The sequence below is a fragment of the Micromonospora sp. NPDC003944 genome, assembly GCF_053605225.1.
Genome location: NZ_JBSGIV010000011.1, coordinates 115,828 through 129,898, shown reverse-complemented (window position 1 = coordinate 129,898; position 14,071 = coordinate 115,828). Strand labels below are relative to the sequence as shown.

The following is a 14,071-nucleotide window of genomic DNA, read 5'->3' as shown; positions in this document are numbered from 1 at the left end:
TATACCTCAGAGTCATAGTTATGACTCTGAGGTATACCGCTCAACGGCACATCAAGACGGTCAGCCGGCCGAAGCGGATGGCGAGCGTCTAGCCCGACCGTGAGCCGGTGCTGGCCGGTGTGCCCGCCCCGAGCCGAACGTGGTGTCCTTCGCGGTCAGCAGCGGGTCCCGGTGCCCGTCGACGTAGACGGCGATCTCGCCGGTGGCCGGCAGGTGCACCACCCGCACGCGGTGCCACCTGGCGTCGGTGACCGCCGGGTTGGCGCCCCGTGACCGGCCGTTCCACTGGTGGTCGATGCGCTCCGTGGCTGCCGACCTCGCGCCCAGCCTCACCACCATCCGCCTGCTGGTGGTCCGCGACTCGACCGGACCCGCGCCGAGGAGCTGACCGACTCAGACGGCCAGCGCCGCCCGGACCTCCCGTTCCGCCGTGACACCGCCGTCGCCGTGCGAGGTGACCCGGCCGGACTCCAACACGTGGTAGTGGTCCGCCACCCGCAGCGCGAAGCCCAGGTGCTGCTCGACGAGGAGCACACTGAACCCGGACTGCCGGGCCAGCTCGGCGATGCGCTCCTGGATCTCCGCGACCACCGACGGCTGGATGCCCTCGGTCGGCTCGTCGAGCATCAGCAGCCGCGGCCGGGTGATCAGGGCGCGGGCGATGGCGAGTTGCTGGCGCTGCCCGCCGGAGAGCAGCCCGGCCCGACGCCGCAGCAGCGGCCGCAGCGCCGGGAACAGGTCCAGCACCTCGGCCGTGGCCACCGCCCCGTCGCGCCGGCCGTCGGCGACGAGCCGCAGGTTCTCCGCGGCGGTCAGGTGCGGGAAGCACTGCTGGCCCTGCGGGACGTACGCCATTCCCCGCGCCACCCGCTCGTGCGGCCCGGCGCGGGTGACGTCCTCGCCGTCCAGCTCGACGGTGCCGGCGCTCGGGCGCAGCAGCCCGGCGGCGACCCGCAGCAGGGTGCTCTTGCCCGCGCCGTTGTGCCCGAGGACTGCGGCCACCCCGTCGGGCGGGACGGTGAGGTCGACCCCGTGCAGCACCCGAGAGCGCCCGTACCCGGCGTGCACCCCGCGCAGCGTCAGCATCATGCCTCCCGGCCGGTACGGGCCGACCCGGCGTCGACCGGGTGGCCAAGGTAGACCTCCTGTACGCGCGGGTCCGCCTGGACCTGCGCGACCGTGCCCTCACTGAGCACCCGACCGGCGTGCAGCACGGTGACGCTTCGCGCGAACCGGCGCAGGAAGTCCATGTCGTGCTCGATCACCACCACCGTGCGGTCCCGGCTGACCGTCTCCAGCAGCGCGCCGGTGGCGTCGCGTTCCTCGTGGCTCATCCCGGCGACCGGCTCGTCCAGCAGCAGCAGCCGCGCGTCCTGGACCAGCAGCATGCCGATCTCCAGCCACTGTTTCTGGCCGTGCGCCAGCGTGCCGGCGAGGTGTTCGGCCCGCTCGGCGAGACCGATGGTCTCCAGCGCGGCGGCCACCTCGTCGGGGACGCCCCGGCGGCGGCGGGCCAGGGTCGCCAGGCTGCGCCGGGCGCCCGCCGCGATGTCGAGGTTCTGCAACACCGACAGCTCCTCGAAGACCGTCGAGGTCTGGAACGTGCGCCCGATGCCGAGCCGACTGATCTTGTGCACCGGCCGGCCGAGCAACTCGTCGTCACCGAAGCGGACCGAGCCGGTGGCCCGGACCAGGCCGGTGATCGCGTCGACGAGTGTGGTCTTGCCGGCCCCGTTCGGCCCGATCAGGAACCGGATGTCGCCGGCCGGCACCTCCAACGAGACGCCGTCGACGGCGGTGAACCCGTCGAAGCTGACCCGCACGTCCCGGACGGACAACCCGTCCAACCGTTCGCCGCTCATCGCGACGGCACCTCCGCCCGTTCGGCCCGTCGTCGGCCCAGCGGCGACCACTGCCGTCGGCGCACCACCGCGCCGCCGTCGCGGCGGCGGGCCAGCGCCCACAGCGACGCCAGGCCGCCGGGGAGGAACGCCACCACCACCACGAAGAGCAACCCCTGGAGGTACGTCCAGGTGCCCGGGAACCGCTCCGAGAGGGCGGTACGCGCCCAGGCCACCGCGACCGCGCCGAGCATCGGCCCGAGCAGTGTCGCCCGACCCCCCACCGCGACCCCGATGACGAACTCGATCGACGGGACGATCCCGATCAGCGCCGGCGAGATGATGCCCACCGCCGGCACGAACAGCGCCCCGGCCAGCCCGGCCATGCCCGCCGCGACCACGTACGCCACCAGCTTCACCGACGCCGGGTCGTAGCCCAGGAAGCGCACCCGTTCCTCACCGTCGCGGACCGCCACCAGCAGCTCGCCGTAACGGCTGTTGATGAGCTGACGGGTCAGCGCGAGCAACGCCAACAGGGTGCCGGCGATGATGAAGTAGACCATCCGCTGGTTGACCGGGTCGTCCAGGTCGTAGCCGAAGAAGCCCTTGATGTCGGTGAGCCCGTTGGTGCCGCCGGTGGTGCCCTGCTGGCCGATCAGCAGGATCACCATCGCGGCGGCGAGGGCCTGACTGAGGATGGCGAAGTACGCCCCGCGCACGCGGCGACGGAAGACGAGTGAGCCGAGCCCGAAGGCGACAGCCATCGGCAGCAGCACCGTGGCCGGCAGCGCGAACCACGGGCTGGCGAACGGCCGCCACCACAGCGGCAGTTCGTCGAGTTGCCCGTACAACTGCATGAAGTCCGGCATCCCACCCGGGCCCGCGTCGGCGAGCTTGAGGTGCATGGCCATCGCGTAGCCGCCGAGGCCGAAGAAGACACCCTGCCCGAGGGTGAGCATCCCGCCCCGGCCCCAGGCGATGCCGATGCCGATCGCGACCATGGCGACGCAGAGGTACTTGGCGAGCAGCGCCAGCCGGAAGTCCGACAGCACCAGCGGGGCGACGGCGAACAGCAGCGCCGCGCCGAAGGCGAAGCCGGCCAGGGCCCGCAGCCGCGAGCGGCCGGCGGGACGGCCCGGTGGCACAGCCGCGGCCGGGGCCGGGGGCACTGTGGTGCTCGGCGGCGCGGGGGTGTCGGGCGGGGCGGGGGTGACAGCGGTCATGCGAGGCTCCTGGTCCGCAGGGTGAACAGGCCCTGTGGCCGCCACTGGAGGAACGCGACGATCGCCACGAACACGATCACCTTGGCGACGCTGAGGGTGGTCAGGTACTCCCCGGTGGCCTGGAGCACGCCGAGGGCGAAGGCGACGATCACGCTGCCCTTGAGCTGGCCGATGCCGCCGACCACGACGACCAGGAAGGCGTCGATGATCAGGTTGGTGCCCATGGTCGGGCCGATCGGACCGAGCAGGGTGAGGGCCACCCCGGCGAGCCCGGCCAGGCCGGAGCCGAGGAAGAAGGTCGTCCGGTCGACCCGGGAGGTGGCGATGCCGGACACGGCGGCGAGGTCGCGGTTCTGCACCACCGCGCGGATCCGACGCCCGAGCGGGGTGAGTCGCAGCGCCAGGGTGAGCGCCGCGACGGCGGCCAACGCCAGGGCCAGGATGAACAGCCGGTTGTTGGCGATGGTCAGCCCGCCGGGCAGCGCCACGTTGCCGGTGAGCAGCTCGGGCGCGCGGGTCTGCACGTTCGGGCTGCCGAAGACGTCCCGGGCCAGTTGTTGCAACATCAGTGACACACCCCAGGTGACAAGCAGGGTGTCCAGTGGCCGGGCGTAGAGCCGGCGGATGAGCAGCACCTCCAGCAGGACGCCCATGGTGCCGGCGACCACGAACGCCACCGGCAGCGCGACCACCAGTGACGCGCCGGCGCCGGTGATGCTCTGCTGCAGCACGTACGTGGTGTACGCGCCGGCCATGATGAACTCACCGTGCGCCATGTTGATCACGTTCATCTGGCCGAAGGTCAGCGCGAGGCCGAGCGCGATGAGCAGCAGCACCGCGCCGATGCTGATGCCGGTGAAGAGTTGACCGAAGAGAACTGTCACGGTGGGTACTCCGAACTGCTGGTCGGGTGGCCCGGGCGGAACGCGCGGCAACGCGCCCCGCCCGGGCCGGCGTCGTCAGCTCAGGCCGCTCGCCCAGGGGTAGGTCTTGAGGTACGGGTCCGGAGCGACCGGCTTGCCGGAGTTCCACACCTCGGTGATCAGACCGTCCGCGCCGATCTTGCCGATCCGGGCGGTCTTGGCGATGTGCTGCGTCTTGCCGTCGACGGTGACCAGACCCTCCGGCGCGTCGAAGGTGATGCCGTCCGACGCGGCGCGGACCTTCTCCACGTCGAAGGCGCCGGCCTTCTCGACCATCGCCTTCCACAGGTGCACGCTGACGTACGCGGCCTCCATCGGATCGCTCGTCGGCTTGTCCGCGCCGTACTTCGCCTTGTACGCGGCCACGAACTTCGAGTTCGCCGCGCCCGGGGTGGTCTGGTAGTAGTTCCAGGCCGTCAGTTGGCCCTCCAGGTACTGGGTGCCGATGCCCTTGACCTCCTCCTCGGCGATCGACACCGACACCACAGGCATCGTGGTGGCGGTCAGGCCCGCCGACTTGTATTCCTTGAAGAAGGCCACGTTGCTGTCGCCGTTGAGGGTGTTGAACACCGCGGCCGCGCCGGACGACTTGACCTTGTTGACGATGGTGCCGAACTCGGTGGAGCCCAGCGGCGCGTAATCCTCGCCGAGCACGGTCATCCCGTTCGCCGTCGCGTACGCCTTGATGATTTTGTTCGCGGTACGGGGAAAGACGTAGTCGCTGCCGACCAGATAGACCGACTTCGCGCCCTGCGACTTGAGGTAGTCGAGCCCGGGAACGATCTGCTGGTTGGTCGTCGCTCCGGTGTAGAAGATGTAGGGCGACTGCTCCAGACCCTCGTACTGCACGGGGTAGAACAGCAACGCCTTGTTCTTCTCGAAGACCGGCTTGACCGCCTTACGGCTGGCCGAGGTCCAACACCCGAAGACGGCGGCGACCCGGTCCTCGGAGATGAGCTTCTCGGCCTTCTCCGCGAAGGTGGGCCAGTCCGAGGCGCCGTCCTCACCGACCGGCTGGATCTTCTTGCCGAGGACACCACCGGCCGCGTTGATCTCCTCGACGGCGAGCATGATGGAGTCGCGGACGGTGACCTCGCTGATCGCCATGGTCCCGGAGAGGGAGTTGAGCAGGCCCACCTTGACGGTGTCGCCGGAGACGTCGGCGGTGACGCCTGTCGCGCCGCCCTCGTCGGTGGTCTTGCTGCCGCACGCGGTCATCGCGGCCGCGGCGACCAGGGTCATGGCACCCGCCAGGATGCGGCGGCCCCGGAATAGTGACATCTACTCTCCCTGCGGTGCACTCAAGAGGCGTAAGGGCGGTCGGTGCGGTCCGATGGAGCTGACGTGGGCGATGCCAGGTCGACGGGTGGACGCCGCGCAGGGCACCGGCTCGGATATGGGCACGGAAAGCGTCGACCGGCATGATTGCGCGGGTGTTTCCCAGCCCTTAATTGACTGTTTCCGATGAGCCCGTCGAGCGTCCACGAAGAAACGGCCGACACCGTTGGGGAGGAAACGGTGTCGGCCGTTCGGAAAGACGCGAGATAAGTGTCACCACAATGGTCGGCGGACGAATCCGTCGACGGTGGACACATATTGGTGAGCGCTGGCCCGGCGGCCAGATGCTTCACGCAGGAAGCATTTTAGGACGGGGTCGGGTGGCGCTGTCAAGGGGCCGTCGAGCCGACTGCCGGTGCCCCGCCTCAGAGCTGGGCGAGGACGGTGAAGTCGAGCCCGGCCGCCTCGGCCAGGTAGATGCGTTGGCGTACGTGCCGCTGTCGCAGCCGCAACCGCCCCCGCGGCCCGTGGTAGGCGACCGTGTCGGCGGCCGTCTCGATGGCCCGTACGTCGAGGGTGCGGGCCTGGCCGATCAGCGCGGCGAGCAGCATGACGCCCTCGTAGCAGGACTCCCCCAGGCTGCCCAGCGGCGGCGCCTCCACCCCGAAACGCCTGGCGAACTCGCCGTGGAAGTCGAGATTCTCCTGGGTCACCAGCCCGGCGAAGAAGCCCGCCGTGCTGTACAACCCCCGGGTCGCGCCGGCACCGCTGGCCAGCAGCATGTTCTCGTCCATCAGAGTGCTCAACCGCAGACAGCGCTGGTCCAGCCCGGACCTGGCGAACGCGCGGTTGAACCGCACCGCGTCGGCGCCGACCAGCAGCATCAGCACCGCGTCCGCGTCACTGTGCTCGATGCGGCGCAGCACCTCGGTGAAGTCGTGCGCGTCCAGCGGCAGGAAGTGCCGGCCCACCACCTGCCCACCGCCGCGCAGCGCGTACCGCTGGGCAGCCCGCGACGTGCGGCGCGGCCACACGTAGTCGTTTCCGACCACGAACCAGCGGCGTACGCCCTGCTCGCCCGCGAGCAGCCGCATCGCGGGCCACAGCTGGGCGTCCGGTGTCTCGCTGGTCAGGAAGACCCCTTCGGTGTGTTCGCCGCCCTCGTAGAGTGCGGTGTAGACGTACGGCACCCGGTGCGCGACGCGGGGCGCCAACGCCTGGCGCACCGACGAGATGTGCCACCCCGTCACACCCTGCACGGCCCCCATCGACACCAACGCCTCGACCTCGGCGGCGACCTCGGCCGGCGGTGCGCCGCCGTCGACCGGCACCAGCCGCACCTCCCGGCCGAGCACACCGCCGCACCGATTGACCTCCTCCACCGCGAGCTGCGCGCAGAGCTCGCAGGTGGGGCCGAACATGCCGGCCGGCCCGCGCATCGGGTAGACCAGCGCGATGCTGACCACGGCACGGTCGACGGTCAGCCACGGCGGTGCCGGCGCGGACATGAGCACATGATTGTCCGGCACACGACGGAAGACCAGCGCTCACCACTGACCGGGACGACTCGCTACCATGACAGGGCCGCCGGCCCAGGGAGTCTCATGTCGAACGTGCCCGGGGCGCCAGCCGACCTGCTGCGCTCGCTCACCCGCGCCGAACGGCTGCTCTCCCGCCGGTTGGCCGCCGTCCTGGCCGACGACGCGCTGAGCATCGAGGCGTGGCGGGTGCTGTGCCTGCTCGCCGACGGCCAGGGTCACCCGATGAGCGAGGTGTCCGCCGAGGCGTCGCTGCCACCGGGCACCCTCACCAAGCTTGTCGACCACCTCGTCGACCGCAACCTCGTCTTCCGCCGGATCGACCCGGTCGACAGGCGACGGATCCGGGCGTACCTGACCGCTCGCGGCCGCCGCGAGCACGCCCGCCTGGACGAGCGGGTCCGCGCCAGCCTCGCCGAGCTGGGCATCCCGGAGCTGGGCGGTCCACCGGCCGGCGACCTGGTGAGTCAGCTCGACGACCTGATCGGCCGTCTCGACCCCGCAAGACGCCCCGACCGTGTCGATGTCGGCACCGTCGGTGGCTCCCGCCGTTGATCGGTGTTCACCGCAGGCCCCGCGGGTGGTCTCGGGACGGCCGTGGTGCGCCGCTCGGCGATCAGCCGGGTCGGTCACTCGCTCGTGAGCAACAGTGCCGGCACGTGGGCCGCCGCCGCTATGCCGTGAGGTAGGCGCGCAGGGTGTGCGCGTCGGGGGCGGTGGCGGTCCACAGTGTCGCCGGACCACCGGCCAACGGCAGCCGGGCGACACTGCCCTCGACCGCCGGCGCTTCGGCTGGTTGCGACGGGTCGACCACCAGCAGCGATCCGGTGGCCGAAGCACCACCGAGCACGGCCGGGCCGGCCCAGCCCGGCGCGTGCGGTCCCACCGCGAGGGACTGGCGCAGCAGTGGTCGACCCGCGTAGTCGACCTGGGTGTGCACCACCGCGCCGCCCGGCGTCTCGCCGTACCGGCCGCAAACCAGTTCGTCGCGCCAGCGCAGGCTCGCACCGGCGGCCAGCTCGATCCGGGACTCGGCGAGGTGCGCGCAGCCGGCAGCCGCGACCAACTGTTCCGGAAGCCAGTGCAGCGTGGCACCGGCGTGCACCACCGCCCGCACCGCCATCCGGGACACGGCACCCGCCCGGCCCGGCAGGGCGATCGACGCGGCGACGCTCTGCACCCGGACCGCCGCGCCCGCACCCACCTCGATCTCCAGGCGCAGATCGTCACCGGCGAGCGGCCCGGCCGCCCCGCCGACGAGGTGCACCGTGGCGACACCACCGTCGGTCGGGGTCTGGCGCAGCAGCAACGGCGTTTCGCCGCGCACCTCGACGAGGGCGGTGCCACCCCGACCGTCGGCCTGGGCGACCAGCCGGGCGAGCGCACGCATCAGGCGGGTTCCGCCGGTACGGGGATCGGGTGCAGAGCGGCGTGGTGGGCCAACTCGTGCCGGATCCAGCCCGCGACAGACGTTGCCGTGGTGTCTCCCACGATGGACAGGAAGATGGTCGGGAGGTCGCCGCGCCGGGCCCGCGCGTCACGGTCCATGACGGCGAGGTCGGCACCCACCATGGGTGCCAGGTCGGTCTTGTTGATCACGAGAAGGTCGGCGGCCGTGACCCCGGGCCCGCCCTTGCGGGGCACCTTGTCCCCGCCCGCCACGTCGACCACGAAGATCTGCCGGTCGACAAGCCCTCGACTGAAGGTCGCGGTCAGGTTGTCGCCGCCGCTCTCCACGAGGACCAGGTCCAACGGGCCGACCGCCTCGGCCAGTTCGTCGACCGCGTCCAGGTTGGCGCCGATGTCGTCCCGGATCGCGGTGTGCGGGCAGCAACCGGTCTCCACCGCGCGGATCCGGGCCGGGTCCAGCACCCCGGCCCGGCGGAGGAAGTCGGCGTCCTCGGTCGTGTAGATGTCGTTCGTCACCACGCCGAGCCGCAACTCGCCGGCGAAGGCACGGCAGAGCGCGGCCACCAGGGCCGTCTTGCCGGACCCGACCGGGCCGCCGATGCCGACCCGCAGCGCACGGCCGGCACGCGCCAACGGCGGGTGCGGGTCCACCCCCGGCTCCGGGTGGGTGTGCGGGACGGTCTCGCCGTGGGGTGGGGTGGCCGGCGGCGGCGTGGTCGGATCGACGGCGGGCACAGCGCTCGGCACAACGGTGTCAGGACGCAAAGAGACGCACCTCCCAGGTGGCATGGATTTCGGCATGGATGTCGGCGAGTGGAGCGGCGGCGGCCGGCAGCCGCTCCGGTGGGTCGTCGGCGGCCCGCGCCGCGTCGGCGGCCGTGCCGTCGCAGGCGTCGGCCAGACCGACGAGCAGGGCCTGGACCCGGTAGGGGTCGAGGCCGAGCAGACGTACGCCGGCGCTGGCCGCCCCGGTCAGCGTCCCGTACGCGGCGATCGTCGCGGTCTCGACGCGGGACAGCCCAGCCGCGGCGCAGAGCAGCCCGAGCACCAGCGGTTGGTGCGCCCCGCCGGGCGTCGCCGGCAGGTCGGCGAACGGGGCATCCGGCCAGATGGCCCGGCCGGCTCGCAGCAGCGCCCGGCCCTGCCGACGAGAGACCACCCGCAACGCCGGGGCGGCGGTACGCGCGTCCAGCTCCGCGTCGAGCCGAGCCAGCACCTCCGACCGCCCGGCGCGCTGATCCGGCACCTCCGCCGCCCGGTGTGCGGCCGCCGCGAACGCCGCACCGACCAGCCCGGCGGTGGCCAGCCGTCCGGCGAGGAACGCCTCCAGCGAGGCCAGGTCGGTGACCCGGCCGGCGGCGACGGCCGCCTCCAGACCACCGGAGTGCGCGTGCGCCCCGGCCGGGAAGCGCCCGTCGGCCAACAGCAACAGCAGGCTCGGCGTCGTCATCAGAACAGGAAGTACCGCTGGGCCATCGGCAGCCGGGTCACCGGGTCCGGGTCCACCACCTGCCCGTCGATCCGCACGGTGAAGGTGTCCGGGTCCACCTCGATGCGCGGCATCGCGTTGTTCTCCGGCAGGTCGGCCTTGCCCCGCGACCGCACGTCGCTCACCGGCACCACCCGGCGTCGCACGTCCAGGCGCAGCCCGGCGTCCAGGGCCGCCGGGGCCACGAAGGCCAGGCTGGTGGCGGCCGCCGCCGCACCGTACGCCCCGAACATCGGCCTCGGCAGCATCGGCTGCGGCGTTGGAATGGACGCGTTGGCGTCCCCCATCTGGGCGTACGCGATCATGCCGCCCTTGAGCACGAGGTGCGGTCGGACGCCGAAGAACGCCGGGTCCCAGAGCACCAGGTCGGCCAGCTTGCCCGGCTCGACCGAGCCGATCTCCCCTTCCAGCCCGTTGGCCATCGCCGCGCAGATGGTGTACTTCGCCACGTACCGCCGGGCCCGGTGATTGTCGGCAACCCCGTCACCCGGCAGCGCGCCGACCCGGTCCTTCATGACGTGGGCGCTCTGCCAGGTCCGCGTGACCACCTCGCCGACGCGGCCCATCGCCTGCGCGTCGGAGCCGATGATGGAGATCGCGCCGAGGTCGTGCAGCAGGTCCTCGGCAGCCATCGTGGACGGTCGGATCCGGCTCTCGGCGAAGGCCAGGTCCTCCGGCACGGACGGGTTGAGGTGGTGGCAGACCATCAACATGTCCAGGTGCTCGGCGAGGGTGTTGGCGGTGTACGGGCGGGTCGGGTTCGTCGACGACGGCAACACGTTCGGTTCGCTGGCCACGGTGATGATGTCCGGCGCGTGCCCGCCACCGGCACCCTCGGTGTGGTACGAGTGGATCGCTCGCCCGCCGATCGCCCGCAGGGTGTCGGCGACGAAACCGGCCTCGTTGAGCGTGTCGGTGTGGATCGACACCTGCACCCCGGACGCGTCGGCCACCCGCAGGCAGGCGTCGATCGCGGCAGGTGTGGTGCCCCAGTCCTCGTGCAGCTTGAAACCGCCCGCCCCGGCACGCAGCTGTTCCCAGAGCGCCTCCTCCGAGACGGTGTTGCCCTTGCCGAGCAGCAGCACGTTGACCGGCATGGTGTCCAGCGCCTCGTGCATCCGGGCCAGGTGCCAGGCGTTCGGGGTGACCGTCGTCGCGCGGGTCCCCTCGGCCGGGCCGGTGCCGCCGCCGACGAGTGTGGTGATCCCGCTGGACAGGGCCTCGGTGACGATCTGCGGGCAGATGAAGTGCACGTGGGTGTCGACCGCTCCGGCGGTGAGGATCCGCCCGTTTCCGGCGATCACCTCGGTCGCCGGGCCGATGACCAGGTCGGGGTGGACACCGGGCATGGTGTCCGGGTTGCCGGCCCGACCGAGGGCCACGATGCGCCCGTCGCGCAGCCCCACGTCGGCCTTGACCACGCCCCAGTGGTCGAGCACCACCGCACCGGTGATGACGGTGTCCAGTGCCCCCTCGGCGCGGGTGGCCCGGGACTGCCCCATCGACTCGCGGATCACCTTCCCGCCGCCGAAGACCGCCTCGTCACCGCCCACGCAGTGGTCGGTCTCCACCTCGATCAGGAGGTTGGTGTCGGCCAGCCGGATCCGGTCGCCGGTCGTCGGCCCGTACAGGTCGATGTAGCGGTCCCGCCGCACGGCGCTCATCGCGGCGACCTGTCGGCCGCGAGGGTGTCCAACGCTCCGGCGCACTCACCACGCAGCCCCGGCACGACGCGGGCGCCGCCGAGCGGGACGAGGTCGACGCTGCGGTCGATGCCCGGCTCGAACCGCACGGAGGTGCCCGCCGGGACGGCGAGCCGCTGCCCCCAGGCGGCGGCCCGGTCGAACGACAGCGCCGGGTTGGCTTCGGCGAAGTGGTAGTGCGAGCCGACCTGCACCGGACGATCGGCGGTGTTGACCACGAGCAGGGTGGTCACCGGACGACCCACGTTGATCTCGACCGGGTCGGCCGCCGGCAGGATCTCCCCGGGGATCACGGGATCGGGTGGTGCACCGTCACCAGCTTGGTGCCGTCCGGGAACGTCGCCTCCACCTGCACCTCCCTCAGCAGCTCGGGGATGCCGTCCTGGACGTCGTCGCGGCCGAGCACGGCCCGGCCGGCCGACATCAGGTCGACCACCGACCGCCCGTCGCGCGCGCCTTCGAGGAGGAACGCGGTGATGATCGCGACGGCTTCGGGGTAGTTGAGGCGCAGGCCGCGTTCGCGGCGGGCGCGGGCGACATCGGCCGCGACGTGGACGAGCAGGCGGTCCTGTTCGTGCGGGCTGAGGAACACGGGGCTCTCCCGGTGGGTCGGCGTGCCCCGGCTCGCTGTCGGCTCCACGCGAAGCCACCCCCGGGCAGCAGGACCGGGGAACGAGCTGGGAGTCACACGACCGCCGGGTCACCGTCGACGGGTCGACCCGGGACTCCACCATCCCGGCCCGCACGACGGGCAACCGGCGGTGTCGGGTCGGATGCGGACCGCACCGCCCACCGCTGAGCAGACCGTAGAGGATCGCCACCGACCGAGGCAACACTCCATTGGGGATCGACCCGGGTGCCGGTGTGTGTTCCGGTGCGGCGGCGGGCAGGGCATGATCGCCGGATGACGGCGACGAGGGGTACGCGTGCACTGCTCGGTGTTCTGTTCCTGGCGGCGGCCACGGTCGGGACGTGGATCCTCTGGCTGGGCTGGGACACCCGCTACACGGTCGACGCGCAGACCGGCGCGAGCAGCGGCCCGTACGAGCCGTGGCAGGTGATCGGGTGTGTGTTGACGCTCGCGCTGCTGGCCGCGCTCGCCGGGACGCGGCTCAGCCCGTGGCTGGTGGCGCCGGTGATGACCGTGGCGTTCACGGCGGTCTGGTCGTGGCGGGCGGCGGGGACCGACGACAGCGGGTTGTGGGTGGTCGGCGGGATTCTGGTGCTGGTCGGGATGGCGGCCGGCAGCACAGTGGTGAGCCTCGCCGGGCGGCGGGTCGGCCGACGAACTGCCGGCCGACGCGCCTGACCGCGCCCGGTCGGGCGGGGTGGCCGGTCAGCGGGCCCCGGCCGGCTCCGGTGCGGGCACCCCGGCGAACGGGACGTCGACGTACGCCGCCGTGGCCTGCCGGCCGTCGGGGTGCCGCCACAGCCCCCGGTCGCGCAGGATCGGCAGTACGCCCTCACCGAACCAGTACGCCTCCTCCAGGTGCGGATAGCCGCTGAGGATGAACTCGTCGATGCCGAGGGCGTGGTATTCGGCGATCCGGTCGGCGATCTCGGCGTGGCTGCCGACGAGGGCGGTGCCGGCCCCGCCACGGACCAGGCCGACCCCGGCCCACAGGTTGGGGGCGACCTCCAGCCCGTCGCGGGAGCCACCGTGCAGGTCGAGCATCCGACGCTGCCCCTCGGACTCGCTGCGGCGCAGCCCCTCCTGCACGGCCCGGATGTCGGCCGCGGAGACCCCGTCGAGCAGGCGTTGGGCCTGCGCCCACGCCTGCTCGGCGGTGTCCCGCGCGATGACGTGCAGTCGGATGCCGAAGCGCAACTCCCGGCCGGCCTCGGCGGCCAGCGCGCGAACCCGGTTCAGTTTGTCGGCGACCAGGGCCGGCGGCTCGCCCCAGGTGAGGTAGACGTCGCTGTGCCGCACCGCGACCGGCAGCGCGGCGGAGGAGGACCCACCGAAGTAGACCGGCGGGACCAGGTCGGGCAACCGGTGCAGTCGTGCCTGCTCGACGCGGACGTGGGTGCCGTCGTGGTCGACGGTCTCGCCGCGCCACAGCGCGCGCACCACGTGCAGGAACTCGTCGGCCCGCGCGTACCGGGCGTCCTTGTCCAGGAAGTCGCCGTAGGCCCGCTGTTCCTGCGACTCGCCGCCGGTGACCACGTTGAGCAGCAGCCGGCCCTTCGACAGCCGCTGGAAGGTCGAGGCCATCTGGGCGGCGAGCGTGGGGGCCAGCAGCCCGGGTCGGAAGGCGACCAGGAACTTGAGTCGCTCGGTCACCTCGGTGAGCATCGCGGTGCTGAGCCAGGCGTCCTCGCACCAGGCGCCGGTCGGGGTGAGCGCGCCGACGAAGCCGAGTTGCTCGGCGCTGCGGGCGATCTGCCCGAGGTACGCGACGCTTGCCGGGCGGGCGCCTCCGGCGGCACCCGTCGGCACGCCGTGTCCGCCGCCGACGATGTCCCGGCTGTCGCCGTTCGTGGGCAGGAACCAGTGGAAGGTGAGGGTCATCGCGGCTCTTTCCTTCAGCGGGGTGGTCGGCGCACGCGGGGCGGCACCTCCTGAGGGGTGGGACGATCCCGCCGACAGCCTACCCATAAAACCTATCGGGTTAGTAGGCTACTGCCGACGCCGACAGCTGTCGATGCACCCACGCCCCCGCCTG

16 protein-coding genes are annotated in these 14,071 nt (G+C 72.3%); 2 read left to right on the top strand and 14 right to left on the bottom strand.

Features of this window, described 5'->3' with window-relative positions:
* Nucleotides 1-60: 60 nt before the first annotated feature.
* From ACWER9_RS08220 to ACWER9_RS08190, 7 genes are all read right to left on the bottom strand, one after another.
* Nucleotides 61-339, bottom strand: coding sequence for a hypothetical protein (locus tag ACWER9_RS08220; RefSeq protein WP_452301138.1), 279 nt, complete (start codon nt 337-339; stop codon nt 61-63).
* A 54-nt stretch (nt 340-393) separates the two neighbouring features.
* Nucleotides 394-1,086 carry an urea ABC transporter ATP-binding subunit UrtE gene (gene urtE / locus ACWER9_RS08215; RefSeq protein ID WP_452301137.1) on the bottom strand — a complete coding sequence of 231 codons (693 nt, stop codon included), beginning with the start codon at nt 1,084-1,086 and terminating at the stop codon, nt 394-396.
* On the bottom strand, nt 1,086-1,862 hold the full coding sequence (gene urtD / locus ACWER9_RS08210; protein ID WP_452301136.1) for an urea ABC transporter ATP-binding protein UrtD: 777 nt from the start codon (nt 1,860-1,862) through the stop codon (nt 1,086-1,088). Before urtD ends, urtE begins: the two co-directional genes overlap by 1 nt.
* Nucleotides 1,859-3,064, bottom strand: a complete 1,206-nt coding sequence (gene urtC / locus ACWER9_RS08205) for an urea ABC transporter permease subunit UrtC (RefSeq protein WP_452301135.1) — start codon at nt 3,062-3,064, stop codon at nt 1,859-1,861. Before urtC ends, urtD begins: the two co-directional genes overlap by 4 nt.
* On the bottom strand, nt 3,061-3,948 hold the full coding sequence (gene urtB, locus ACWER9_RS08200; protein WP_452301134.1) for an urea ABC transporter permease subunit UrtB: 888 nt from the start codon (nt 3,946-3,948) through the stop codon (nt 3,061-3,063). Before urtB ends, urtC begins: the two co-directional genes overlap by 4 nt.
* Before the next feature lie 75 nt (nt 3,949-4,023).
* Entirely contained in the window at nt 4,024-5,268 is a 1,245-nt protein-coding gene (urtA, locus tag ACWER9_RS08195; RefSeq protein ID WP_452301133.1) for an urea ABC transporter substrate-binding protein, read from the bottom strand.
* A gap of 422 nt (nt 5,269-5,690) precedes the next feature.
* Nucleotides 5,691-6,773, bottom strand: a complete 1,083-nt coding sequence (locus ACWER9_RS08190) for a substrate-binding domain-containing protein (protein ID WP_452301132.1) — start codon at nt 6,771-6,773, stop codon at nt 5,691-5,693.
* Nucleotides 6,774-6,869: 96 nt separating this feature from the next.
* On the opposite strand from ACWER9_RS08190, the gene ACWER9_RS08185 reads away from it, so the two are divergent.
* Nucleotides 6,870-7,358, top strand: a complete 489-nt coding sequence (locus ACWER9_RS08185; protein ID WP_452301131.1) for a MarR family winged helix-turn-helix transcriptional regulator — start codon at nt 6,870-6,872, stop codon at nt 7,356-7,358.
* A 118-nt stretch (nt 7,359-7,476) separates the two neighbouring features.
* On the opposite strand, the gene ACWER9_RS08180 is transcribed toward ACWER9_RS08185, so the two are convergent.
* Genes ACWER9_RS08180 through ACWER9_RS08155 form a run of 6 tightly spaced genes read right to left on the bottom strand, consistent with a single transcriptional unit; the run spans nt 7,477 to nt 11,997 of the window.
* Nucleotides 7,477-8,193: an urease accessory protein UreD gene (locus ACWER9_RS08180; protein ID WP_452301130.1), complete on the bottom strand. Its 717-nt coding sequence runs from the start codon at nt 8,191-8,193 to the stop codon at nt 7,477-7,479.
* Nucleotides 8,193-8,948, bottom strand: coding sequence for an urease accessory protein UreG (ureG, locus tag ACWER9_RS08175; RefSeq protein WP_452301129.1), 756 nt, complete (start codon nt 8,946-8,948; stop codon nt 8,193-8,195). The genes ACWER9_RS08180 and ureG overlap by 1 nt, the downstream gene beginning before the upstream one ends.
* 19 nt (nt 8,949-8,967) lie before the next feature.
* Nucleotides 8,968-9,663, bottom strand: a complete 696-nt coding sequence (locus ACWER9_RS08170; protein WP_452301128.1) for an urease accessory protein UreF — start codon at nt 9,661-9,663, stop codon at nt 8,968-8,970.
* On the bottom strand, nt 9,663-11,366 hold the full coding sequence (locus ACWER9_RS08165) for an urease subunit alpha (protein ID WP_452301127.1): 1,704 nt from the start codon (nt 11,364-11,366) through the stop codon (nt 9,663-9,665). Before ACWER9_RS08165 ends, ACWER9_RS08170 begins: the two co-directional genes overlap by 1 nt.
* Nucleotides 11,363-11,698: an urease subunit beta gene (locus ACWER9_RS08160; protein WP_452301126.1), complete on the bottom strand. Its 336-nt coding sequence runs from the start codon at nt 11,696-11,698 to the stop codon at nt 11,363-11,365. Before ACWER9_RS08160 ends, ACWER9_RS08165 begins: the two co-directional genes overlap by 4 nt.
* Nucleotides 11,695-11,997: an urease subunit gamma gene (locus ACWER9_RS08155; RefSeq protein ID WP_452301141.1), complete on the bottom strand. Its 303-nt coding sequence runs from the start codon at nt 11,995-11,997 to the stop codon at nt 11,695-11,697. Before ACWER9_RS08155 ends, ACWER9_RS08160 begins: the two co-directional genes overlap by 4 nt.
* A 312-nt stretch (nt 11,998-12,309) precedes the next feature.
* On the opposite strand from ACWER9_RS08155, the gene ACWER9_RS08150 reads away from it, so the two are divergent.
* Nucleotides 12,310-12,714: a hypothetical protein gene (locus ACWER9_RS08150; RefSeq protein WP_452301125.1), complete on the top strand. Its 405-nt coding sequence runs from the start codon at nt 12,310-12,312 to the stop codon at nt 12,712-12,714.
* Between the two features lie 27 nt (nt 12,715-12,741).
* On the opposite strand, the gene ACWER9_RS08145 is transcribed toward ACWER9_RS08150, so the two are convergent.
* Nucleotides 12,742-13,917 carry an LLM class flavin-dependent oxidoreductase gene (locus ACWER9_RS08145; protein WP_452301124.1) on the bottom strand — a complete coding sequence of 392 codons (1,176 nt, stop codon included), beginning with the start codon at nt 13,915-13,917 and terminating at the stop codon, nt 12,742-12,744.
* Between the last annotated feature and the right edge of the window lie 154 nt (nt 13,918-14,071).